21 protein-coding genes are annotated in these 20,526 nt (G+C 71.1%); 17 read left to right on the top strand and 4 right to left on the bottom strand.

Translation table 11 applies throughout. From position 1 onward, the window contains the following. Positions 1-15: 15 nt before the first annotated feature. Positions 16-393, top strand: a complete 378-nt coding sequence (locus tag GON06_RS16040) for a winged helix-turn-helix transcriptional regulator (RefSeq protein WP_269778464.1) — start codon at positions 16-18, stop codon at positions 391-393. Here the strand turns inward: GON06_RS16040 and arr are convergent. From arr to GON06_RS16025, 3 genes are all read right to left on the bottom strand, one after another. Then, a complete protein-coding gene (arr, locus tag GON06_RS16035) occupies positions 390-800 on the bottom strand; it encodes an NAD(+)--rifampin ADP-ribosyltransferase (RefSeq protein ID WP_157313323.1) in 411 nt (136 codons plus the stop codon). The two genes, GON06_RS16040 and arr, sit on opposite strands and share 4 nt — an antisense overlap. 144 nt (positions 801-944) lie before the next feature. Continuing rightward, positions 945-2,234 (bottom strand): glutamyl-tRNA reductase, encoded by a 1,290-nt coding sequence (locus GON06_RS16030; protein WP_332837636.1) that lies wholly within the window; start codon positions 2,232-2,234, stop codon positions 945-947. A gap of 61 nt (positions 2,235-2,295) precedes the next feature. Further along, positions 2,296-3,135 carry a serine protein kinase RIO gene (locus GON06_RS16025; RefSeq protein ID WP_378735385.1) on the bottom strand — a complete coding sequence of 280 codons (840 nt, stop codon included), beginning with the start codon at positions 3,133-3,135 and terminating at the stop codon, positions 2,296-2,298. Positions 3,136-3,353: 218 nt separating this feature from the next. On the opposite strand from GON06_RS16025, the gene hemE reads away from it, so the two are divergent. The 14 genes from hemE (at position 3,354) to GON06_RS15955 (ending at position 15,560) form a co-directional block, all read left to right on the top strand. Next, positions 3,354-4,367, top strand: a complete 1,014-nt coding sequence (gene hemE / locus GON06_RS16020; RefSeq protein WP_232528513.1) for a uroporphyrinogen decarboxylase — start codon at positions 3,354-3,356, stop codon at positions 4,365-4,367. Between the two features lie 86 nt (positions 4,368-4,453). Then, positions 4,454-4,735 (top strand): hypothetical protein, encoded by a 282-nt coding sequence (locus tag GON06_RS16015; protein ID WP_157313321.1) that lies wholly within the window; start codon positions 4,454-4,456, stop codon positions 4,733-4,735. Positions 4,736-4,737: 2 nt separating this feature from the next. Beyond that, complete coding sequence (locus GON06_RS16010; RefSeq protein ID WP_157313320.1) at positions 4,738-6,057, top strand: C2 family cysteine protease; 1,320 nt, start codon at positions 4,738-4,740, stop codon at positions 6,055-6,057. Between the two features lie 83 nt (positions 6,058-6,140). Continuing rightward, complete coding sequence (locus GON06_RS16005) at positions 6,141-6,902, top strand: hypothetical protein (protein ID WP_157313319.1); 762 nt, start codon at positions 6,141-6,143, stop codon at positions 6,900-6,902. A gap of 60 nt (positions 6,903-6,962) precedes the next feature. After that, complete coding sequence (locus tag GON06_RS16000; RefSeq protein ID WP_157313318.1) at positions 6,963-8,423, top strand: protoporphyrinogen/coproporphyrinogen oxidase; 1,461 nt, start codon at positions 6,963-6,965, stop codon at positions 8,421-8,423. A 108-nt stretch (positions 8,424-8,531) separates the two neighbouring features. Continuing rightward, entirely contained in the window at positions 8,532-8,933 is a 402-nt protein-coding gene (locus GON06_RS15995; protein ID WP_157313317.1) for a hypothetical protein, read from the top strand. A gap of 1 nt (position 8,934) precedes the next feature. Beyond that, a complete protein-coding gene (locus tag GON06_RS15990) occupies positions 8,935-9,366 on the top strand; it encodes a phage holin family protein (RefSeq protein ID WP_157313316.1) in 432 nt (143 codons plus the stop codon). Then, positions 9,353-9,631 (top strand): hypothetical protein, encoded by a 279-nt coding sequence (locus GON06_RS15985; RefSeq protein ID WP_157313315.1) that lies wholly within the window; start codon positions 9,353-9,355, stop codon positions 9,629-9,631. The genes GON06_RS15990 and GON06_RS15985 overlap by 14 nt, the downstream gene beginning before the upstream one ends. 40 nt (positions 9,632-9,671) lie before the next feature. Then, positions 9,672-10,349, top strand: coding sequence for a hydrogen peroxide-dependent heme synthase (hemQ, locus tag GON06_RS15980; RefSeq protein ID WP_157313314.1), 678 nt, complete (start codon positions 9,672-9,674; stop codon positions 10,347-10,349). 4 nt (positions 10,350-10,353) lie between these two features. Further along, positions 10,354-11,340 (top strand): hydroxymethylbilane synthase, encoded by a 987-nt coding sequence (hemC, locus tag GON06_RS15975; protein WP_157313313.1) that lies wholly within the window; start codon positions 10,354-10,356, stop codon positions 11,338-11,340. A gap of 6 nt (positions 11,341-11,346) precedes the next feature. After that, positions 11,347-12,153: a uroporphyrinogen-III synthase gene (locus tag GON06_RS15970; RefSeq protein WP_157313312.1), complete on the top strand. Its 807-nt coding sequence runs from the start codon at positions 11,347-11,349 to the stop codon at positions 12,151-12,153. Between the two features lie 94 nt (positions 12,154-12,247). Then, on the top strand, positions 12,248-13,234 hold the full coding sequence (hemB, locus tag GON06_RS15965) for a porphobilinogen synthase (protein ID WP_157313311.1): 987 nt from the start codon (positions 12,248-12,250) through the stop codon (positions 13,232-13,234). A gap of 395 nt (positions 13,235-13,629) precedes the next feature. Next, positions 13,630-14,952 carry a glutamate-1-semialdehyde 2,1-aminomutase gene (gene hemL, locus GON06_RS15960; RefSeq protein ID WP_332837634.1) on the top strand — a complete coding sequence of 441 codons (1,323 nt, stop codon included), beginning with the start codon at positions 13,630-13,632 and terminating at the stop codon, positions 14,950-14,952. A gap of 158 nt (positions 14,953-15,110) precedes the next feature. Beyond that, on the top strand, positions 15,111-15,560 hold the full coding sequence (locus tag GON06_RS15955; RefSeq protein WP_157313310.1) for a hypothetical protein: 450 nt from the start codon (positions 15,111-15,113) through the stop codon (positions 15,558-15,560). A 98-nt stretch (positions 15,561-15,658) separates the two neighbouring features. On the opposite strand, the gene GON06_RS18560 is transcribed toward GON06_RS15955, so the two are convergent. Then, entirely contained in the window at positions 15,659-18,196 is a 2,538-nt protein-coding gene (locus GON06_RS18560) for an ATP-binding cassette domain-containing protein (protein WP_198346733.1), read from the bottom strand. Positions 18,197-18,314: 118 nt separating this feature from the next. On the opposite strand from GON06_RS18560, the gene GON06_RS15945 reads away from it, so the two are divergent. Next, positions 18,315-19,379: an enoyl-CoA hydratase/isomerase family protein gene (locus tag GON06_RS15945; protein ID WP_332837633.1), complete on the top strand. Its 1,065-nt coding sequence runs from the start codon at positions 18,315-18,317 to the stop codon at positions 19,377-19,379. Positions 19,380-19,569: 190 nt separating this feature from the next. Further along, positions 19,570-20,520: an alpha/beta fold hydrolase gene (locus tag GON06_RS15940; protein ID WP_232528512.1), complete on the top strand. Its 951-nt coding sequence runs from the start codon at positions 19,570-19,572 to the stop codon at positions 20,518-20,520. The last annotated feature ends 6 nt before the right edge of the window (positions 20,521-20,526 follow it).

The following is a 20,526-nucleotide window of genomic DNA, read 5'->3' as shown; positions in this document are numbered from 1 at the left end:
CGAGAGCGGGACGGACTGCGACCTGGGCTCAGCCGGCTCAGGCGGTGTCCGGCGGAGTCCGAGGCGTTCCGTTCGATCCTGTCGCGCATCGGCGACAAGTGGAGCGTCATGCTCATCGGCATGCTGCACGAGGGTCCGCTCCGTTTCACCGAACTCAAGCAGATGACGCCGGGCATCTCCGGTCGGATGCTGACGCACACGCTGCGCCAGCTGGAGCGCGACGGACTGGTCGAGCGGGAGGTCTTCGCAGAGATCCCGCCGCGCGTCGAGTACCGGTCGACACCGCTGGGCAAGGGCCTCGCCGGCCCCGTGCTGGCGATCGCGGAATGGGCATCGGCCCACCAGGGTGAGATCACGGCGAACCGCGACCGGTACGACGAGGCTGCCGACTAGTTGAGGATCTCGCCGCCACCTTCGGCGCGCATACGGGCGAGGTTGTCGCGCCAGGTCTGCAGGGCCTCCGGCGTCAGCCGTGTCCAGTCCTCGACCACGGCGAGCACACGCAGCGGCTCAGTGCTGCGATAGGAGCGGGTCGGGTTGCCGGGGAACTTCTTGTCGGTGACGTTCGGGTCGTTCTCGAAGTCGCCGGTCGGCTCGACGCGGTAGACCCGCGGCTCGCCGTCGCCGGCCGCGAGCTCGGCGGCGAGTCCGGCGCCGTCGCGCAGCGCCGTGAAGTAGATGTGGTTCATCACGATCTCGGGCCGGTAGTTCGAACGGAATCCGGCAGTGAGCAGGTCCCCCGGCTGCAGGTCTGCCTTCGTACCGTGGAAGAACGGTCCGTCGTCCAGCGTCTCGGTCATCGGTTCAGGCTACCGACAGGCCATCCGCTCCGCTCGGGTCGCAGTTCGTCCCGCTCTGGTGCGACGTAAGCGTGACGAAGCGCGACCTGAGCGGGGGAGGCGGCACCGTTCCGGGACGAAATGCGACCGGGCGGGAGGGAAACGTCAGGCGGTGGCGGATCCGGATGCCTCGGATGCCGGAGCATCCGGCGTCAGGCCGTAGAGCGTCTCGAGGGCGTCGAGGAACTCATGCGCCCGACCGGCGTCGGCCAGGTCGTGCGCACGGGTCGTGGGCGTGTGCAGCAGCACACCGGCGAGGTGGCGCATCGCCTGCTCGACGCGGCCGTCCTCGTCGCCTCGGCGGCGAGCGCGCTCGATCTCGTCCTCGAGCAGGCCGAAGATGTGCGAGCGCAGGGCGACCACGGCGGGCGTGACGCTCTGCCTTGCGCCGACCACGTGGAAGTCCGCGGCGGCGGCGCGCACGATCGAGCGTGCGGCATCCGTCGCCTGCAGCTCCTCCAGCGGGGCGTGCAGCCGGATCGTCTCGAGGTCGAGCAGGGCGACGCCCTCGAGCTGCGCGACGGCCGGGTCGACGTTGCGCGGCATCCCGAGGTCGATCACGAGCTGGCCGGCCGCCTGGTGCCCGACGGGGCAGCCGGCGGCCGAGGCGGATGCGGGCCGCTGCAGCTGCTCGGGTCCGAGCACCGGCTCGGCGGCGGCGGTGCAGGTGATCAGCAGCGTGGACCTTCTCGCGACGTCGGCGTACTCGTCGGCGGTGATCGCACGGATGTCGTGCTTCTTCGCGAAGGCTGCGGCGCGGCCGGAGGGGGAGTGCACGGCGATGTCGGTCGCGCCGCGCTCGCGGAGGGTCGCGAGGGTCACGGCGGCGTAGGCTCCCGTGCCGACCAGCAGCACGCGCTCCGCACCCCAGTCCGCGATGCGGCTGTCGGCCAGATCGAGGGCGAGGCGCACCAGCGAGCGGCCGGCACGCGACAGCGCGGTGTCGTTCTTGACCTTGCGCTGCGCCTGGCTGGCGCGCTGGAACAGCCGCTCGAGCTCGGGGGAGGTGGTGCCGCTCTTGCGGGCGGTGGTGAGCGCGCGCCGCACCTGGCCGGCGATCTCGCCCTCACCCGAAACGACCGACTCCAGACCGGAGGCGACGGCGAACAGATGCTCCGGCACGCGACGGTCGCTGAGCACCTGGTACGAGCCGTCCAGGTCCTCCGCGGGGATGCCGGTGGCTGCCACCACTGCATCGCGCACGGCGCCTGCGGCATCCGCCGGCTCGGCGTCGATCTCGACGTACGCCTCGAAGCGGTTGCACGTCGCCAGGACGACCGCACCCTCCGCGCCGCCGGCCATCAGAGCGGGGGCGACGGAGTCGGGAGTGCGGCTGAGGCGTTCGAGCAACTCGAAGGAGGCGGTTCGATGACTCGCCGAGACGCAGACCAGCACGGGGGGATTCTACGCCGCGCTCCTATGTGACCCCTGACGCCCGTCACGATCCGCCCTCCGCTCAGCCGAACGACTCCGCGACCAGTTCGGCGATCAGCTCGTCGGCGTCGGCCTCGACACCCCGCCGCGCGAACCACTCGCACACGTTCACGCAGTCGCGGTGCAGCAGATCCCAGGCCTGCGGATTCGCGGCCAGATCGACGATCTGCGGCAGGTCGATCACCACCACGTGGCCGTCGTGCACGAGCAGGTTGTACGCGGAGAGATCGCCGTGCACGAGGCCCGCCCGAGCGAAGATCCGCAGGATCTCGGCGACCTGCGCGAAGCAGTCGTCGAGCCCGTCGCGCACCTGCGCGAGGCGCGGAGCGGCGATGCCGTCGTGGCCGATGAACTCCATCAGCACCTCGGTGCCGTCCACCTGCACCGGATAGGGGACAGGGGCGCCGAGCTCATACATGCGGCAGAGGGCCTCGAACTCGGTGAACGACCACTGCGCGGCGGCGACCGCGCGGCCATGTGCGGATTTCTTGGCGAGCGCCCGGGTGTCGCGGGTGTTCCGGGTGCTCCGCCCCTCGGTGTACACAGCGGAGCGGTGGAAGCTGCGGTGTTCTGTGGACCGGTACCGCTTCGCGGCGAGCAGCGAGCGCTGCGACGGATCGAAGGGCACGGCGCGCTCGATGAGGAAGACATCGGCCTCCTTGCCCGTCTTGAGGATGCCGAGCTCGGTGTCGACGGCGTCGGCCGAGGTGACCACCCAGTCGGGGCGCGGCTCGGGGCCGCGCTCGGAGGGCGTCACCGCCTGCCATGTGCTCCAGCGCTGGTTCTCGACCAGGCTCGTGTCGGCGAAGGAGAGTGTGATGTCGAAGGGGGATGCGTCGAAGGACGGCTTGTTCACGGTGATGTGCTCCAGGGGAGGAGGCCACCGCGGGGTGTCAGTGGCGGGCGGCCTCAGATGAGTGGATGTCGAGGGAAGGCACGACGACAGAGACGTTCATCAGGCTCTCCTTCCCTCAGGCATCCGGGTCGCTCCCGGCGCGCATCCGAGACTAGGGGGTTCCCGGCGCCATGTCCAGCATCCGTCCCGGGCGCACTCATAGGCGCCGGTGCCAGGATGGCCGCATGAGTGACCTGCTGCGTGCGCTGGCCGGAGAGACCGTCGACCGAACCCCCGTCTGGTTCATGCGACAGGCGGGACGCTCGCTTCCCGAGTACCGGGAGCTGCGCGTCGGTACGCGGATGCTGGACGCCTGCCTGACTCCTGACCTCGCGGCCGAGATCACGCTGCAGCCCGTGCGCAGGCACGGCGTCGACGCGGCGGTGTTCTTCAGCGACATCGTCATCCCGCTGCGGCTGGCCGGCGTCGAGGTCGAGATCGTGCCCGGTCGCGGGCCCGTCTTCGCGAACCCGGTGCGCACGGCCGACGACGTCGAGAAACTGATCGCCATCGATCCCGCATCTCTCGACGGCGACGCGATCGCTGCAGCCGTGCGCATCGTCACGGCCGAGCTCGGCGAGACGCCGCTGATCGGCTTCGCAGGGGCGCCGTTCACCCTCGCCGCCTACCTCGTCGAAGGCGGACCGTCCAAGGAGCACCTGCGCGCCCGCGCCATGATGCACGCCGACCCCGTGTCGTGGCATCGGCTGGCCGGCTGGCTCGCCGCCGTGTCGCGGCGCTTCCTCGAGACCCAGCGCGACGCCGGAGCCTCCGTCGTGCAGCTCTTCGACTCCTGGGCAGGATCCCTGTCCACCGACGACTACCGCACCTACGTCGCGCCGCACTCGCGCGAGGTCATCGACGGCATCGGCGTGCCCGCCATCCACTTCGGCGTCGGCACGGGCCCGTTCCTCACGGACATGCGCCTGGACGGCGCCGCCTCGGCGGTCGGCGTCGACTGGCGGATGCCGCTCGACGAGGCCATCGGCATCCTCGGCACGGACGTCGCCGTGCAGGGCAACATCGACCCCGCGCTGCTGCAGGCGCCGTGGCCGGTGCTCGAGGCGCATGTGCGCGACGTGATCTCGCGCGGCCGGGGTGCGAAGGGCCACATCCTCAACCTCGGCCATGGTGTCCCGCCGGAGACCGACCCCGACCAGCTGACCCGCATCGTCGCCCTCGCGCACGGCGAGCTGTGAGGTGACGCCCATGGGGAGTTCTCCCCATGGGCGTGCACCCACCGGTCGGCTACCGTGACAGGGAGTTGAATCCGGGGGAGTGCCGAATGGTCGCCGAAAAGGTCAAGATCGACTACGACCTGCTGAGCAGTGTCCGCGAGTCGATCACGCAGATCATCGCGGAACTGGAGGACGCGCCGGAGCGCACCGGTGATGTGGCGGGTGCCATCGGCGCGCCGTACGAGCGTCCGCAGCTCGGCTCGCTGGCATCCGACTTCCGCGGCTCATGGGAGCCGAAGCGCGACGACCTGATCGCAACGCTCGACGGCATCGGCACGCACCTCGACGTCGTGATCGAGTCGTACAGCGACCTGGACGAGGGGGCCTGACCATGGCGCACGAGCAGGTGGACGCCGGCACTGCAGGCGAGGCGTTCGGCGTCGGCGAGCAGATCCGCACCATGACCGGTGAGCCGCAGACCGTGCGAGCGAACGGGCATCGGATGGAGACCTACGGCAGCCTGATGGGCTCGGTCAGCGCTCAGCTGAAGATGCTCGCCGAGGCCGAGATGTCGCAGTGGGCTGTATCGGGCGAAGCGGTGGACAAGCTGCGTTCCGCGATCGGCGACTCCGCCCAGATGCTCGCCGTCGCCGGTGCGATCTACTGGCCGGTCGGCGCTGCCCTGCGCGCCTATGGCGAGGCGACGGAGGATCACCAGAACGCCCTCAACGCGCTGGCCGTGTCGTGCAAGGAGGCCTGGCAGGCGAAGAACGCCGCCGTGGCGGCGGCGAGGGGTGCGGATGAACCCGACCCGGCAGCCGAGGACTACGACGACCAGAACGCCGCCTATAACAGGCTGCTCTCGGCCTCCCAGGATGCGCAGTCGGAGTGGGACGCCGTCGCCGTGCAGTGGAACAACCGCTTCGTCGACTGGCGTGACTGCTACGACACGGCGGTCGCTTCGCTGACCGACCCGCGTCTCGGGAGGATCCGCGATGGCGAGGAGCTTCCGCCGGTCGGCGACCCGGCGCTCTATCCGAACGGCTTCCCGTGCCCCGATGATGTGCGTCAGGGCGGCATCGGGGACTGCTACCTGCTCGCGACCCTGGCCGGCATCGCGAACGTCGACCCCGACAAGATCATGGAGATGATCACAGACAACGGTGACGGCACGTACACCGTGCACTTCGCCGACGGGGACGTGGTCGTCACGCAGGACCAGATCTCCGACACCGATCAGGCGCTGTGGGTGCGGATCATGGAGGGCGCCTACGAGAACAGGATCGGCTACGAAGACCTGAACGACGGCGGCTGGGCGCGCGACGTCATGGAGGACATCTACGGCGAGGACGCCGACGTGAAAGACCACGACGGCGGCATGTGGGACTGGCTCACCGGCGGGAACGATGTCGCCGACAGCTACGAAGACATCGACGAGGCGCTGGACGACGGACGCCCTGTGGTCGCGAGCGCGCAGCACGGGCAGCTCGGCTTCGAAGACGGCGGACACGCCCTCACCGTGCTGGACGCCTACGAGGTGAACGGCGAGAAGATGGTCGTCATCCGCAATCCGTGGGGTCACAACAATCAGCACGAAGCCGAGATCCGCGCCGCGGGCGGCGAGCTGGCCGACCCGCCGGACGGCACGTTCACCATGAGCATGGACGAGTTCACGAAGTCGTTCAATGTCGTCGAGGTCGGGAAGAGATGATCGCGAAGAGAGCGGGCCTCGTCGTCGTGGCGTCCGTCGCCCTGACGCTGACCGCGTGCAGTGCCGTCCCAGAGGAGGATCCGATGCCCACCCCCCGTTCGTCGTCCACTGCAGAGGTGCAGGATCCGAATCCGTCAGAGCCGATCGGCCAGCTGGTGTCCGACGCCGACCTCATCGTGTACGGCGAGGTCGAGTCCGTCGACCCCCAGATCACGGACGTCGACCAGGATGCCTTCCCCGAGCAGACGGCCACGGTGCGCGTCAGCAAGGTCATGAAGGGCGATGCGCCGGAGAGCATCACCGTCACGAAGCCCGAGGGCACCTATTACGCCCTCGTTGATGAGGTGAACGACTCCTACGACGCCAAGCACGAGGGAGTCCTCGTGCTGAAGAGCACCGGTGAGGGCTACGAGCTGCTGGGGCATGTCGGCCTGCACGACGACTCCGGTGCCCAGCGGGCCTTCGCGCGCGTGCTGGCCGGGCAGTCGGACCGCATCCCGAACGCGACCAGGGCGCAGCTCGCGGAGTGGGCCGATGAAGCCGACATCATCGTGTTCGCCGGCGTCGAAGGCGATCCGGATGCGGTGATCTGGCGGACGCCGCGGGTCGACTTCTCCTCGGCAGCCACCCTGACGCCCATCGAGGTGATCAAGGGGCAGATGCCGGAGCCCCTCGACGTGGTGCAGGGCCCGCAGCCGGATGTGCCGGGCGGCACCTGGGCGTTCCCGATCAGCGAGGGCCAGACCGGGGTGTTCTTCATCGACACCTCGAGCGGGACGCCGACGGTCATCAACACCACCGAACCGAGTCAGATCAACCGCCGCCAGATCCCGAAGGGCGACTGAGCGCCGGCATCCGCCCTTTCTCCCGGCTCGTGCATCGGATGCGGGTGTGAGGATGGATGCATGACCGACCACACTCCTGAACTCGCGGCCCGCGCGGCCGAGCAGCACGTCGTCGTGATCGGTGGCGGCATCGGCGGGCTGGTGGCCGCCCGCGAGTGCGCGAAGGTCGGGATGTCCGTCACACTGCTCGAGGCCTCCGAGCAGCTCGGCGGTGCGATCCGCCGCGCCGAGGTCGAGGGGCTCGTCGTCGACGCCGGCGCGGAGAGCTACGCGACCCGTGGCGGACACGTGCGCGCCCTCGTGACCGAGCTCGGCCTCGGCGGCAGCATCGTCACGCCCGAGGGCGGCGGAGCCTGGATCGACGGCATCCCCGGCGTGGGAGCCGCACCGATACCGAAGGGCGGCATGCTCGGCATCCCCGAGAACCCGTTCCAGGAGGGCGTGCGGCGGGTCATCGGCACCCGGGGGGTGTGGCGCGCCTACGTCGACCGGCTTCGGCCGCCGCTCACGATCGGGCATGAGAAGAGCCTCGGCAAGCTCGTCGCCACGCGGATGGGGGAGAGGGTGCGCGACCGGCTGGTCGCGCCCGTCACCGCGGGCGTGTACTCCGCGCATCCGGACGACGTCGACGTCGAGGCCGTCGCTCCGGGCCTGAGCGCCGCGCTCACACGCGCCGGATCGCTCTCTGGAGCCGTGGCGCTGCTGCGTGCCGACCGGGAGGAGAAGGGAAAGGCGCCCGGTTCCGCCGTCGAGGGACTCGTCGGCGGGATGAGCACGCTGGTCGACGCGCTGCGTGCCGATCTGGAGGACCTGGGGGTCCGGATCCGCACCGGCGTGCACGCCGAGCAGCTCACTCGCGACGGCAAGGCCTGGACCGTGCGGGGGGAGAGCTTCGCGGAGGACGACGAGTCGGCCACCGAGGAACTGCGCGCGGATGCCGTGATCGTCGCGACCTCAGAGCCCGCTGCGCGCACACTGCTCACAGGGCACGCTGACCTGGGCGCGCCGGCCGTCGCGCCGGAGATCGAGATCGTCACGCTGGTGCTGGACGCTCCCGAGCTCGACGCCGCTCCGCGCGGCACCGGAGTGCTCACGGTGCCCGGCAGCCGCGTGGCGAAGGCGCTGACGCACTCGACGGTCAAGTGGGGCTGGCTGCGCGAGGCGGCGGCCGGCCGGCACGTCGTGCGGGTGTCGTTCGGAAGCCAGGGCGAGACCCCGGCGACCGCCGCACTGGACGACGCGGATGCCGCGCAGCTGGCGCTCGCCGAGGCATCCGCGATGCTCGGGATGACGCTGCGCCCTGAGCAGCTCGTCGGCGCGCATCGCGCGCGCCATGTGCAGGCGCAGCCGGCATCCGTCATCGGCTCCGCCCAGCGGCGCACCGCGGCGCGGGCGGCCGTGCGCGCCGTCCCCGGTGTGGCGGCAGTGGGCGCGTGGCTCGCCGGGACCGGACTCGCACAGGTCGTTCCGGACGCCGTCTCCGAGACCGACAGGCTGCGACGGGCGCTGCTGTTCGGCTGATGTGACGTCAGTGTGACGCGGGTAGATGCCGAAAACGGAATACAGCGTTACGCTGGGAGTCCTGGTCGGCCGCCGCCGCCAGCCGCAACAACAGTCAGGAGGCCCCCGATGAAGGGGAAGATCGGACTCGTCGTCGGACTCGGCGTGGGTTATGTGCTCGGCACTCGTGCGGGGCGGGAGCGCTATGAGCAGATCAAGACGCAGTGGCTGAAGGTCTGGCACCTCGACCCCGTGCAGCAGCAGGTCACCAGGGTGCAGGACTTCGCCAAGGCGAAGGCCGCGGCGGTGCCGCAGGCGCTGTGGGACGGTGCGGTGCGCGTGGTGCGCTCCGCGTCGACCTCGGGCACGCCCGGCCAGAAGCTCGACTCCGTGATCGACACCGCGAAGGATGCGGTCGACGACGTCGCCGATGCCGCGGAGGATGCGGTGCGCCGTGCTGAGCGAGCGGAGCGAGACGAAGTGAAGCAGGCGAAGGCCGCCAAGCCTGCCGCCAGGAGCAAGGGCGACTGAGATGGCCCGGGGGTATCGGGATCGCGCCGACGACAGCCTGCTGACGCTGCTCGGCGACATGCCGGACCTGGTGTCGAACCTGGTCAAGGCCGAGATCGACGCCGGCAAGGCGTGGGTGCGTAAGACCTCCAAGGACGCCGGCATGGGCGGCCTCTGGTTCGTCGTCGCGCTGTTCTTCCTGTTCTGGGCGATCCCGGTCATCCTGACGTTCGCGATCGCCGGTATCGCCTCGTGGATGCCCGTGTGGGCCTCGGCGCTCGTCGTGTTCGGCATCCTGATCCTGGCCGTCCTCGTCTTCGGACTGCTGGGCGTGCTGCGATTCCGCAAGCTGACGAAGCGCGAGAACCCTGCGCAGGCCGTGTCCGAAGACATCCGCCTCGTCCGCGAGGCCGGCGATGAGCGCCCCCGGGAGGTCGCTGATGACGAATTCTGATCAGACTCCGCTGCCCCGCACGGCCGTGGCCTACGGCATCACCGACCCGGTGGCATCGGCTCGCGCCGAGCTGAAGGCGGCCTTGGCCGCGATCGAGGTGAAGGCCAATGTGCCGCGCCGGGTCGAGCAGGCCTCGCAACGCGGCATCGCCAAGGCGCGCGTGTTCGCGAAGAAGAACCCCGTCGGAGCCGTCGCCGCCGTGATCGGCGTCGCAGTGACCGTGGGCGGCATCGTCTGGGTGATCGCGCGCGCGGCATCCAAGTAGCGGGTTCGCCGTCTCCGCCCCGAAGGGGCAGACTGGATGCATGTCCGATGAGACCGAATCCTCCCCTTCCGGCTTCACCCTCTGGGCGGTGTGGGGTCGCAACCCCGACGCTCCGCAGGCAGACCCCGACTCGACCGAGCTCGAGACCATCGTCGGCCACATCGAGGACTCCGGCGTCACCGTCCGCGGCTTCTACGACGTCAGCGGGCTGAAGGCCGAGGCCGACCTCATGGTGTGGCTGCACGGCCCCACCGCGGAAGAGCTGCAGCGCGCACTGCGCCGCCTGCGCCGCACCGAGCTGCTCCGGCCGCTGCTGCCGGTGTGGAACGTGATGGGCGTGCACCGCGACGCCGAGTTCAATCGTCAGCACGTGCCCGGCTTCCTGCGTGGCATCGAGCCGAAGCAGTGGCTGTGTCTCTACCCGTTCGTGCGCACGCCCGAGTGGTACCTGGCCGACGAGGCCGAGCGTCGCAAGATGCTCGCCGACCATGGCCGGAAGGGCGCGGCGTTCACCGGCGTCATCGCGAACACCGTGGCGGCGTTCGCGCTCGGCGACTACGAGTGGCTGCTGCCGCTCGAGGCTGACGACGTCACCGAGCTCGTCGACCTGATGCGCGACCTGCGCTACACCGACGCTCGACGGTACGTGAAGGAGGAAGTGCCGTTCTACACCGGTCGCCGACTCCGCCTCGACGAGATCGCCGACGTGCTGCAGTGATCCGATGAGCACCGTCATCCGTCTCGGAACCCGCCGTAGTGCGCTGGCCCAGGCCCAGTCGGGTCACGTCGCCGCAGCGCTGCAGAAGATCTCCGGGCATCCGGTCGAGCTGGTCCCCGTCGTCTCCGAGGGCGACACCAACCGGGCGTCCCTCTCCGAGATCGGCGGGCAGGGGGTGTTCGCCACCCGGCTGCGCGAGGCGCTGCTGCGGGGCGAGTGCGACCTGCTGGTGCACTCGCTGAAGGATCTGCCGACCGCGCAGCCGGCCGGCCTGGTGATCGCGGCGACGCCGGCGCGGGTCGACGCCCGCGACGTCGTCATCACGCGCGACGGCACTCCGCTGGCCGAGCTGCCGGCCGGAAGCAGGGTCGGCACCGGCGCCCCGCGCCGGATCGCGCAGGTGCGCCGCCGCAACCCGGGCGCTGAGGTCGTGGACATCCGCGGCAATGTCGACTCGCGGCTGGAGCGCGTGGCATCCGGCGAGCTGGATGCCGTGATCCTGGCCGCCGCCGGCCTCTCCCGCCTCGGCGCAGACAGCCCGCTGCACCGCGAGGACCTCGAGCTGGCGGACTGGCCCACCGCGCCGGGGCAGGGCGCCCTCGCGGTCGAGACCACGGAGATCGCGCCGGATGACCTGCGGGGCTGGCTGGCCGAGCTCGACGATGAGGCCACCCGTATCGCGGTCACCGCGGAGCGCGCGGTTCTCGCGGGGCTCGACGCCGGATGCCAGGCGCCGATGGCCGCGCACGCCGTGCAGACCGATGCCGGACTGCACCTGCGGGCAGCGGTGTTCGCACCCGACGGCGGGCGCCGGTTGGACATCGACGTCACAGAGATCCTGGACGAGGGGTATATTCGTCGGAACGGCAGCGGCAACGGCGCGGATGCTGCCGATGGTGCAGACCCGATGCACGCGGCGCGCGTGTTCGGCATGTCTGCGGCTCATCGGCTGCTCGAACAGGGGGCGGCCGACCTCCTCCCGCGAGAGTGATGCTGAATGACTTCTACCGATTCGATCCCGGCCCCGCCGGACAAGCCCCTGAGCGGCTGGCGCGTCCTCGTGCCCCGCGGCGGTCCCTGGGGTGACGGGGTCGCGGCGAGTCTGCGGGCGCAGGGCGCCGTCCCGGTGGTCGCGCCGCTGATCAACTTCGCCCCGACGACCGACCAGCAGGCGCTGGACGACGCACTGGCCCGTCTCGAAGCCGGCGAGTACGACTGGCTGACGATCACCAGTGCGACGACCGTCGATGTGCTCTTCGCCCATCGCGTCACGATCCCTCGCAGCACCAAGGTCGCGGCGGTCGGAGAGACCACGGCGACCGCTCTGCAGGCGGTCGGCTACGAGGTCGAGATGATCCCCGAGTCGGACAACTCCGCCGCCGGCATGGCCGAGCAGATCATCTCGCTCGAGGCCGAGCCCCGCCGCATCCTGACGCTGCGCAGCGAGATCGCCAAGCCGGTGCTCACCGACATGCTGGCGGACGCGGGGCATCTGGTCGACAGCATCGTCGCCTACCGCACCGTGGGCGTCCCGGTCACGGATCGCATCCACCGCGACGTGCTGAACGGTCGCATCAATGCCATCCTCATCACCAGCGGTTCCGTGGCACGGCAGGTGCGAGAGCAGTTCCCCGAGATCCCCGACACCACCCTGCTCGCAGCGATCGGACCGCGCACCGCGACCGACGCGCGCAAGGTCGGTCTGCCGATCTGGGCGATCGCCGACAAGCAGACGGTGGACGCCCTGATCGAGGTGGTCTCGCACTTCACCCTGCCGCACGCCGCCGACGAGTTCGCGCCGTGATCCTCCCGGCCGTCCACGGTGGGAGGATTTCGCGGGTACGAAGGGGAGCGGACCCGAGTTCGGCTCCCACGCCCCGGTTCGATGAGGTGATGAGATGAGCTTTCCCGAGACCCGTCTGAGGCGGCTGCGGCAGTCCGCGCCCGTGCGCGCGCTGGTGCGCGAGACCTCGCTGGAGCGGCGGCAACTCGTGCTGCCGATGTTCGTGCGCGAAGGGCTGACCGATGCCGCCCCGATCGGCTCCATGCCCGGGGTCGTGCAGCACTCGCTCGACTCGCTGCGCGCGGCAGCCTCGGAGGCGGCGGAGGTGGGCGTCGGCGGCGTCATGCTGTTCGGCGTGCCCGCTGTGCGCGACGCCACCGGATCAGGGGCGGACGATCCGCGCGGCATCCTCAACGTGGCGACCGAGGCGATCGCCGCCGAGGTCGGCGACGCCCTGGTCGTGCAGACCGACCTGTGCCTGGACGAGTTCACCGATCACGGCCACTGCGGCGTCCTGGCCGCCGACGGCTCGGTCGACAACGACGCGACGCTCGACCGGTACGCGGCGATGGCGCTGGCACAGGCCCGCGCCGGATCGCAGCTGCTGGGACTCAGCGGCATGATGGACGGCCAGGTCGCGCACCTGCGCGCCGCGCTCGACGCCGAGGGATTCCAGGACGTGCTGCTGCTGGCGTATGCGGCCAAGTACGCCAGCGCCTTCTACGGACCGTTCCGCGAAGCCGTCGACTCGCAGTTGCAGGGCGGCGACCGCCGTACCTACCAGCTCGACCCCGGCAACCGCCGCGAGGGTGTGCGCGAGGCCGTCGTCGACCAGCAGGAGGGCGCGGACATCGTCATGGTCAAGCCGGCGATGGCGTTCCTCGACGTGCTGCGCGAGGTGCGCGACGCCGTCGACATTCCGGTGTGGGCATACCAGGTGTCCGGCGAGTACGCGATGATCGAGGCGGCCGCGGGGAACGGCTGGATCGACCGGCGGGCCGCCGTGCTGGAGTCGCTGCTGTCGATCCGTCGCGCGGGGGCGGACGCAGTGCTGACGTACTGGGCGGTGGAAGCCGCGCGCTGGCTGCGTCCCGGGTCCTGAGTTTTTCCGGGTCCTGAGCGAGCGGAGCGAGACGAAGGACGTCTCCTGCGTGGGTCGCTCCGCGATGCCGTTCTGCAGGTGGGTCGCTCCGCGATGGGCACATCCGGGGAGACATGCCCCCGCCCTCCGCTGGCGCTCCGGGCTCCCGCCAGACCCGATGCCAGCTCCCCGGATGTGCCCATCGCTGCGCTCGGGTGAGTGCGCCGGGTCGCCTTGGGAGGTCAGGATGCGTTCGGCATCCCATCGAGGGATGCTGAACGCACTGCCGAGGGAAGTCTGACTCTCTTCCGGTCGTTGATCGAGCGACGAAGGAGCGAGACGAAGCGCCTTCAGATCCGCTCATAGGTCGACGGCGTAGCCTTGATCGGCAGCATCCGCGACCGGAGGAGAACACTGTGACCGACCGCAACGACGACCTGTTCGACGCCGCACGCGCGGTGATCCCCGGAGGGGTGAACTCGCCGGTGCGGGCGTACGGCTCGGTCGGGGGAACACCGCGCTTCCTCGCATCCGCCCGCGGCGCGCGCGTGACGGACGCTGCCGGCACCGAGTACGTCGACCTCGTCGCGTCGTGGGGGCCCGCACTGCTCGGGCACACGCATCCGATCGTCGTCGAGGCCGTGCAGGAGGCCGCCACCCGCGGCCTGTCCTTCGGCGCTCCGACCGAGGGCGAGGTCGAGCTCGCCGAGCTGATCGCCGACCGCGTGCGCTTCGGCGAGACGCGACCCGTCGAGCGCGTGCGTCTGGTGTCCACCGGCACCGAGGCGACCATGACCGCCATCCGCCTCGCTCGCGGCGCCACCGGTCGCGACCTGCTGGTGAAGTTCGCCGGCCACTACCACGGCCACTCCGACGGTCTGCTCGCCGCCGCGGGCTCCGGCGTCGCGACGCTGGCGCTGCCCGGCTCGGCCGGCGTGCCCGCGCCGATCGCCGCGCAGACCCTGGTGATCGACTACAACGACCCCGACGCGCTCGCGACGGTCTTCGCCGAGCACGGCGAGCGCATCGCCGCGGTGATCGTCGAGGCGGCATCCGCGAACATGGGCGTCGTCCCGCCGCTTCCCGGGTTCAACGCGCTGATCGCCGAGACCGCGCACGCGCACGGCGCGCTGATGATCCTCGACGAGGTGCTCACCGGTTTCCGGGTGCACCCCGCCGGCTTCTGGGGACTGCAGCAGGCCGCCGGCGAACACTACCTGCCCGACATCATCACGTTCGGCAAGGTCGTCGGCGGCGGGATGCCGCTGGCCGCGCTCGGCGGCCGCGCCGAGGTCATGGACCTGCTGGCGCCGCTCGGCCCGGTGTACCAGGCGGGCACGCTGTCGGGGAACCCGCTCTCGGTCGCCGCCGGACTCGCCACCCTGCGGCTCGCGACCCCCGAGGCCTACGCGCTGGTGGACGGCGCCGCCGACCGCATCGCGACCGCGCTCGACCGTGCCCTGACGGATGCCGGTGTCGTGCACGTGGTGCCGCGCGCGGGCAGCCTCTTCGGCGTCGCGTTCGCTCCTGAGGTGCCGCGCGACTACGCGCAGGCTCAGGCTCAGGAGTCGTTCCGGTACGCGCCGTTCTTCCACGCCATGCGCGAGCAGGGCGTGGCGCTGCCGCCGAGCGTGTTCGAGGCCTGGTTCCTCACCGCGGCGCACACCGACGACGACCTCGCGGTGATCGAGCGGGCCCTTCCCGCGGCGGCGGCCGCCGCGGCATCCGCCACTGCCTGAGCGAAGCGCGGACGCCGCGGCCGGAACAGGACGACAGAGGATTTCGCCCTGTCCTCGTCGGATCTCCTGTCGTCGTTCACGGCGTGTCGGCTGATCAAACGCGGGGAACGCGGCGACACGCCGCGTTCTCCCGGCGAAGCGCTGGCAGACTGTACGTCATGGTGACGTTGCTTCTCGATCAGTCTCAGCTCGAGATCGTGCTGTCACCGATCGAACGCGCGGTGACGTTCCACCGTGAGAACCTGCGCGTCGAGCGTTCGACGATCCGGCGGGTGCAGCTGACCGAGGACGTCTGGACCTGGCTGCGGGGAGTGCCCGGGCCGGGTACGCATATCCCCGGTGTGCTCGCCGCCGGCACCTGGAAGGGTGCCGCGACGACCGACTTCGTGATGATCCGCCGGCATCGCCCCGGTGTCGTGATCGATCTCGAGGGTGACGAGCAGTTCCAGCGCCTGATCCTGACGACCAAGCACGGTCCCGCGCTCACGCAGGCGCTGCGCCTGGAGGTCAGCGAGGAGCAGGCCGACGTCGTCGAGATCGCCTCCACCGCCCCGGTGCCGGTGCCGAAGGGCAGCAAGCGCCCGGTCATCCGCCCGCGTCCCGCCTGACCTGCGCCTCGCGCGCAGGGCGTGCCTCAGCTCACGTGAGGCAGCGGCCTGTTCACCTGCGCATGCCCACGCCTCAGGGGAGGAGAGGGCGAGGAGCGTCAGGCCTTCTCGTCGGGGTCCTCGGCGGCCTCGGATGATTCGGGCTCGGGTGCCTTGCCGTAGGGCCAGGCCGGAGCCGGGTCCTCGAAGTAGGCACGGCGCGCGGCGGCCAGCGAGTTCCGCATCGACGAGAGACGCGGATCCTCATCGTCGTCAGCGGCAGCACCCGTCGGCGCGCCCTCCGCAGGCTGTCCCTCGGGAGCATCGTCGATGTCACGGCTCAGCAGCGGAGCGAACACCTCGTGCGCCTCGACCGGCACATCGTCGACGGCGTCGTCCACGGCATCGTCGATCTCCTCCTCGTGGCCGAGGTCGATCGCGCCCGTCGCCGGCAGGCCGGTGATCAACTCGGTGAACGTCGGCTCGATCGTCTCACCGGGAAGGGAGATCGCCGAGGTCGCGAACGGCAGCGGAACGTGCGAGATGGGTGCCCGGCTCGAGATCTCGGGCTCCGCGTCCTCGAGCATGTCGGCGTCGTCGTTCAGCCCGGTGTCGGCAGGCACGTGGTCGGCCGCCGAGCCGGATGCCGGCTGAGCGGCGCCCTCGGCGTTCGCGTCCTGATCCGCGTCAGCGTCCGTGGCCGCGCCGGTCGCGGCCTCGTCGTCGGATGCCCGGTCATCGGCGTCCTCGGAACCTGTGGCCGGCTCGACGCCGGCCTCGGCGGCCGCCGACTCGGCGGCCGAGTGGTCAGTCGCGGCTTCCGCCGCACCCGCCTGCTCGGCGTTCTCCTGCGCGGCGTCGTCGGATGCCGGAGCGACATCCTCCGTGGCGTCGGTGTCCTGCGGGGCGTCGAGGCTCTCGTCGGAGGTCGCGTCCTCGGCAGCGCCGTCGGTCGCACCCTCGGCGGCCGCATCTTCGGCAGCATCGGATCCCTCGGCCTCCGTCGACGGTGCTGCCGCATCGGGGGCATCCTGTCTGGGCTCGAACGCCTCCGCCTCCAGCGCGGCCGTCGCGGCGAGGGCCGTGTCGGGACCTGCGTTCTCGGCCGTGTCCGCCTCGCCGGATGCGTCGTGCGGAGCGTCCGCACCGGCCTCGGCTTCGGCGCCGGCGTCCTGCGTCACGTCAGCATCATCGGCGCCGGCGTCCTGGCTCAGCTCCGCGTTCGCCGCGTCGGGGTCCTGCGTCATGTCAGCAGCGGCATCGCCGTCGGCGCTCGCGTCCCGGTCCGCATCCGTGTCTCCACCCGCGTGAGCGTCGTCCGAGTCGGTATCGGCGTCGCCACCCGCGCCAGCGTCATCCGCATCCGCATCCGCATCAGCGTCGTCCGGAGCCGCTTCCGCATCCGCATCGTCAGCGGCGCCCGCGTCCTGCGCAGCATCCGCGTCGACGTTCGCGTCATCGCCCGCATCATCCCGCAGAGGCGCCTCGGCGCTGTCGCCCGTGGCGATGACCGCGGCCGCCGCGCCGGCGGCCGCGACTGCGGTCTCACCGGGAGCGCCGAAGGCCGGCGCCGCGGCGATCGCCGCGCCGAACTCATCGACGGGAGTCTCTTCCGCGGCCTCCGCCGGAGCCTCGTCCGTGCCGTCGCTGTCATCGTCGTTCCCGGCGGTCTCAGCGGCGACGGCGGCGGCGACCTCGAGCTCCTCGGCATCCGAGTCGCCGACGACGGGCTCCGCGAGGTCCGAGAGCAGCACCGGTTCGGTGCGGCGGCCGTACACGAGGTCGAGGAAGACCTCCTCAAGGCTCGGACCGCGCTGCTGCAGCACGGTCAGGGCGACGCCGGCACCCGCGGCGAGGGCGCCGATCGCGGCGGCATCCGATCCGCGCACGGTGACACCGGAGCGGAGCACGTCGAATTCGAGGCCGGCGGCAGCCAGCGCTGCGGTGAGAGGAGCGCGGTCCTCGGCGTCCACGATCACCGCACCCGTCGTCGGGTCGGAGAGGGCGTCGATGCCGCCGGTGTACACGGCCTGGCCCTTCGAGAGCACCACGACGTCGTCGGCGACCTGCTCGACCTCGCTGAGGACATGCGACGAGACCAGCACGGTGCGTCCCTCGTCGGCCAGGCGGCGCATGAGCAGGCGCATCCAGCGGATGCCCTCGGGGTCGAGTCCGTTGGCTGGCTCGTCGAGCACGAGCACACCGGGGTCGCCGAGCAGTGCGGTCGCCAGGCTCAGGCGCTGACGCATGCCGAGCGAGAAGGTGCCGATGCGGGTGTCCGCGTCGCCGTGCAGGCCGACCAGGTCGAGCACCTCGGTCACGCGCGTGAGGGGGATGCCGTTGGCCTTCGCCGCGATCTGCAGTTGACGAGCCGCCGTACGACGCGGCCGGTATGCGGTCTCCTCGAGCACGCTGCCGACGGTGCGCAGCGGCTGACGCATGTCGAAGTACGGAACGCCGCCGATCGTGGCGGTTCCCGACGTGGCGCGCACCTGACCGAGCAGGATGCGCAGCGACGTGGTCTTGCCGGCGCCGTTCGGGCCGAGCAGACCGGTGACGGCGCCCGGCTCGATGCGAGCCGAGAAGTCGGACAGCGCCGTGACGTCACCGAATCGTTTCGTCACGTGCGCGAACTCGAGCACCTGTCCTTCGGGCATAGCAAGGCCCCTCTCCTACGACTACCCCTCCATTCTGTCTGAAAAGCCGGTTCCGCCCCACATTTCGCGCATCCCGGCGGGCCTCGGAGGCGCTCTGCGGCGGAGTACGCTGACAGTCGTGACAGCGTCGCCCGAAGCATCCCGTGTCCTCGTCCGCACCGAATACTCCCTCGGGCGGATCACCCTGAACCGGCCGGAGGCGATCAACGCCCTCGATCTGGGCATGGTCCGGCAGGTGCTCGCGGCGCTGAACGCCTGGCGCGACGACACCGACATCCAGACGGTGCTGATCGACGGCGCCGGTGACCGGGGGCTGTGCGCGGGAGGAGACGTGCGATCGCTCTACGACGCGATCGTCTCCGGCGACCCGGGCCACGCCGGCGAGTTCTTCCGCGCCGAGTACGAGATGAACGCGGCGATCGCGGAGTACCCCAAGCCGATCGTCGCCTTCGCCGACGGCATCACGATGGGTGGCGGCATCGGCCTCGCCGGGCATGCGGCCATCCGCGTCGTCACCGAGCGCTCGCGGCTGGCGATGCCCGAGACGCGGATCGGCTTCACGCCTGACGTCGGGGGCACCCTGCTGCTGGGCCGAGCACCGGCCCGGCTGGGGGAGTACTTCGGCCTGACGGGCACGCAGATGGATGCCGCCGACGCGATCCACAACGGCTTCGCCGACTACTACGTGCCCTCCGATCGGCTCGACGCGCTGCGCGACGCTCTCGCCTACCGCGCGGACCCCGGCAGCCCCAGCGAGCTGGTGATGCTGTTCGACGAGACCCCGGAGCCGTCCGCCCTGGCCGGCATCCGGTCGTGGGTGGACGATGCGTTCTCCGCGCCCACCGTCGGCGAGATCGTGCAGCGGCTGCAGGACTCCGGCGATCCGGATGCCGCGGCCGCGGCATCCGTGCTGGCGGGACTCGCGCCGACCGGCCTGGCCGTCACCCTCGACGCCGTGCGCGAAGCGCGCGAGATGGGCTCTGTGCGCGAGGCGCTCGAGGGCGAGTACCGCCGCGTGCTGTGGTTCGTGCACCACCACCCGGACCTGGTCGAGGGCATCCGCGCGCAGCTGGTCGACAAGGACCGCAACCCGCGCTGGAACCCTGCGACGATCGCCGACCTGCCCGCGGATGCCGGACGTCCGGCGCGGGAGTACGTGCCGGACGTGCCGCTGTTCGGTTAGTCGGTGCCGGGTCGCAGTTCGTCACGTAACGACTGTGCCTCCGGCATCCACGTCGCGGTTCGCCACGCTCGCGGTGGGCGAGAGCGGGACGATTCGCGACCTGAGCGGTGCGGGCGATGCCGTTGCCGGACGAATCGAGACCTGAGCGGGGTGCCGCACCGCGCGGCCGGGTCGCGAGTACCCTGAGCGCATGACCGGGATGCCGGGTTCGCCCGCGTCGGCGGAGGATCCGTCGGCGCCCGATGACGACCTCGCGCGGCGGATGGCCGATGCGCAGCGGCAGGACGCCGCGATCGGCCCGCGCGACTGGGCGGCCTGGCCTGCGGAGGCGGAGCACACCACAGTCGACGCTCCGAGCGGACCGCTCGCTCACGTCGCGATGGGACCACCGGACGGTGCGCGCGTGCTGCTCGTACCGGGGATGACCGGGTCGAAGGAGGACTTCGCGCTGATGCTGCCGTTGTTCGCGGCATCCGGGTATCGAGCCTCGTCCTACGATCTCGCCGGGCAGTACGAGTCGTTCCGCGCCGGACCAGAGCGACTCCGTCCGCCGCAGGCGCGCTATTCGCTCGAGCTGTTCGTCGCCGACCTCATCGCCGTGCTGGAGCGCGGAAGCACGCCGGTGCACGTACTCGGATACTCGTTCGCGGGCACCGTCGCATCCGCCGCCCTCGCCGCGCGACCGGAGCTCTTCTCGAGCCTGACGCTGCTGTCCGCCCCGCCGCTCGCCGGGCAGGCGCTGCGCGGATTCAAGATACTGGGCCCGGTCAGCTGGGTGGTTCCGGGACGTGCGCTCGGCCCGGTGTTCATCACGGCGCTGCGGCGCAACGTGCACGGCGCCGCCGCCGATCGCGCCGCGTTCGTCACCGCGCGCTTCGCGCTGACGCGACGCAGCAGCGTCGGCGACATCCTCGCGCTGATGAAGGCGACTCCCGACCTCGACGAGCGGCTGCGCGCATCCGGCATCCCGATGCTGGTGGCGGCCGGCGCGCGGGATGTCTGGCCGGATGCCGCGCACCGCGCGTTCGCGGAACGCATCGGCGCGCGGGCGCTGCTCCTGCCCACCGGGCACAGCCCCTGCGAGACCGCGCCGCATCAGCTGACCGTCGCCATGCTGGATCTGTTCGGCGACGGTCGGTGAGGAAGC

The organism is Microbacterium sp. MAH-37 (assembly GCF_009758255.1).
Lineage (GTDB): Bacteria > Actinomycetota > Actinomycetes > Actinomycetales > Microbacteriaceae > Microbacterium.
This window is presented reverse-complemented; position numbering and strand designations above follow the sequence as displayed.

Bases quoted from the DNA above. Each gene is read 5' to 3' on its own strand.
- GON06_RS16010 (WP_157313320.1), top strand. From the start codon at position 4,738: ATGGCGCACGAGCAGGTGGACGCCGGCACTGCAGGCGAGGCGTTCGGC.
- GON06_RS15970 (WP_157313312.1), top strand. From the start codon at position 11,347: ATGACTTCTACCGATTCGATCCCGGCCCCGCCGGACAAGCCCCTGAGC.
- arr (WP_157313323.1), bottom strand. From the start codon at position 800: ATGACCGAGACGCTGGACGACGGACCGTTCTTCCACGGTACGAAGGCA.
- hemB (WP_157313311.1), top strand. From the start codon at position 12,248: ATGAGCTTTCCCGAGACCCGTCTGAGGCGGCTGCGGCAGTCCGCGCCC.
- GON06_RS16000 (WP_157313318.1), top strand. From the start codon at position 6,963: ATGACCGACCACACTCCTGAACTCGCGGCCCGCGCGGCCGAGCAGCAC.
- hemQ (WP_157313314.1), top strand. From the start codon at position 9,672: ATGTCCGATGAGACCGAATCCTCCCCTTCCGGCTTCACCCTCTGGGCG.
- GON06_RS16015 (WP_157313321.1), top strand. From the start codon at position 4,454: ATGGTCGCCGAAAAGGTCAAGATCGACTACGACCTGCTGAGCAGTGTC.
- GON06_RS15955 (WP_157313310.1), top strand. From the start codon at position 15,111: ATGGTGACGTTGCTTCTCGATCAGTCTCAGCTCGAGATCGTGCTGTCA.
- GON06_RS15985 (WP_157313315.1), top strand. From the start codon at position 9,353: ATGACGAATTCTGATCAGACTCCGCTGCCCCGCACGGCCGTGGCCTAC.
- GON06_RS16005 (WP_157313319.1), top strand. From the start codon at position 6,141: ATGCCCACCCCCCGTTCGTCGTCCACTGCAGAGGTGCAGGATCCGAAT.
- hemC (WP_157313313.1), top strand. From the start codon at position 10,354: ATGAGCACCGTCATCCGTCTCGGAACCCGCCGTAGTGCGCTGGCCCAG.
- GON06_RS15990 (WP_157313316.1), top strand. From the start codon at position 8,935: ATGGCCCGGGGGTATCGGGATCGCGCCGACGACAGCCTGCTGACGCTG.
- GON06_RS15995 (WP_157313317.1), top strand. From the start codon at position 8,532: ATGAAGGGGAAGATCGGACTCGTCGTCGGACTCGGCGTGGGTTATGTG.
- GON06_RS15940 (WP_232528512.1), top strand. From the start codon at position 19,570: ATGACCGGGATGCCGGGTTCGCCCGCGTCGGCGGAGGATCCGTCGGCG.
- hemE (WP_232528513.1), top strand. From the start codon at position 3,354: ATGAGTGACCTGCTGCGTGCGCTGGCCGGAGAGACCGTCGACCGAACC.
- GON06_RS18560 (WP_198346733.1), bottom strand. From the start codon at position 18,196: ATGCCCGAAGGACAGGTGCTCGAGTTCGCGCACGTGACGAAACGATTC.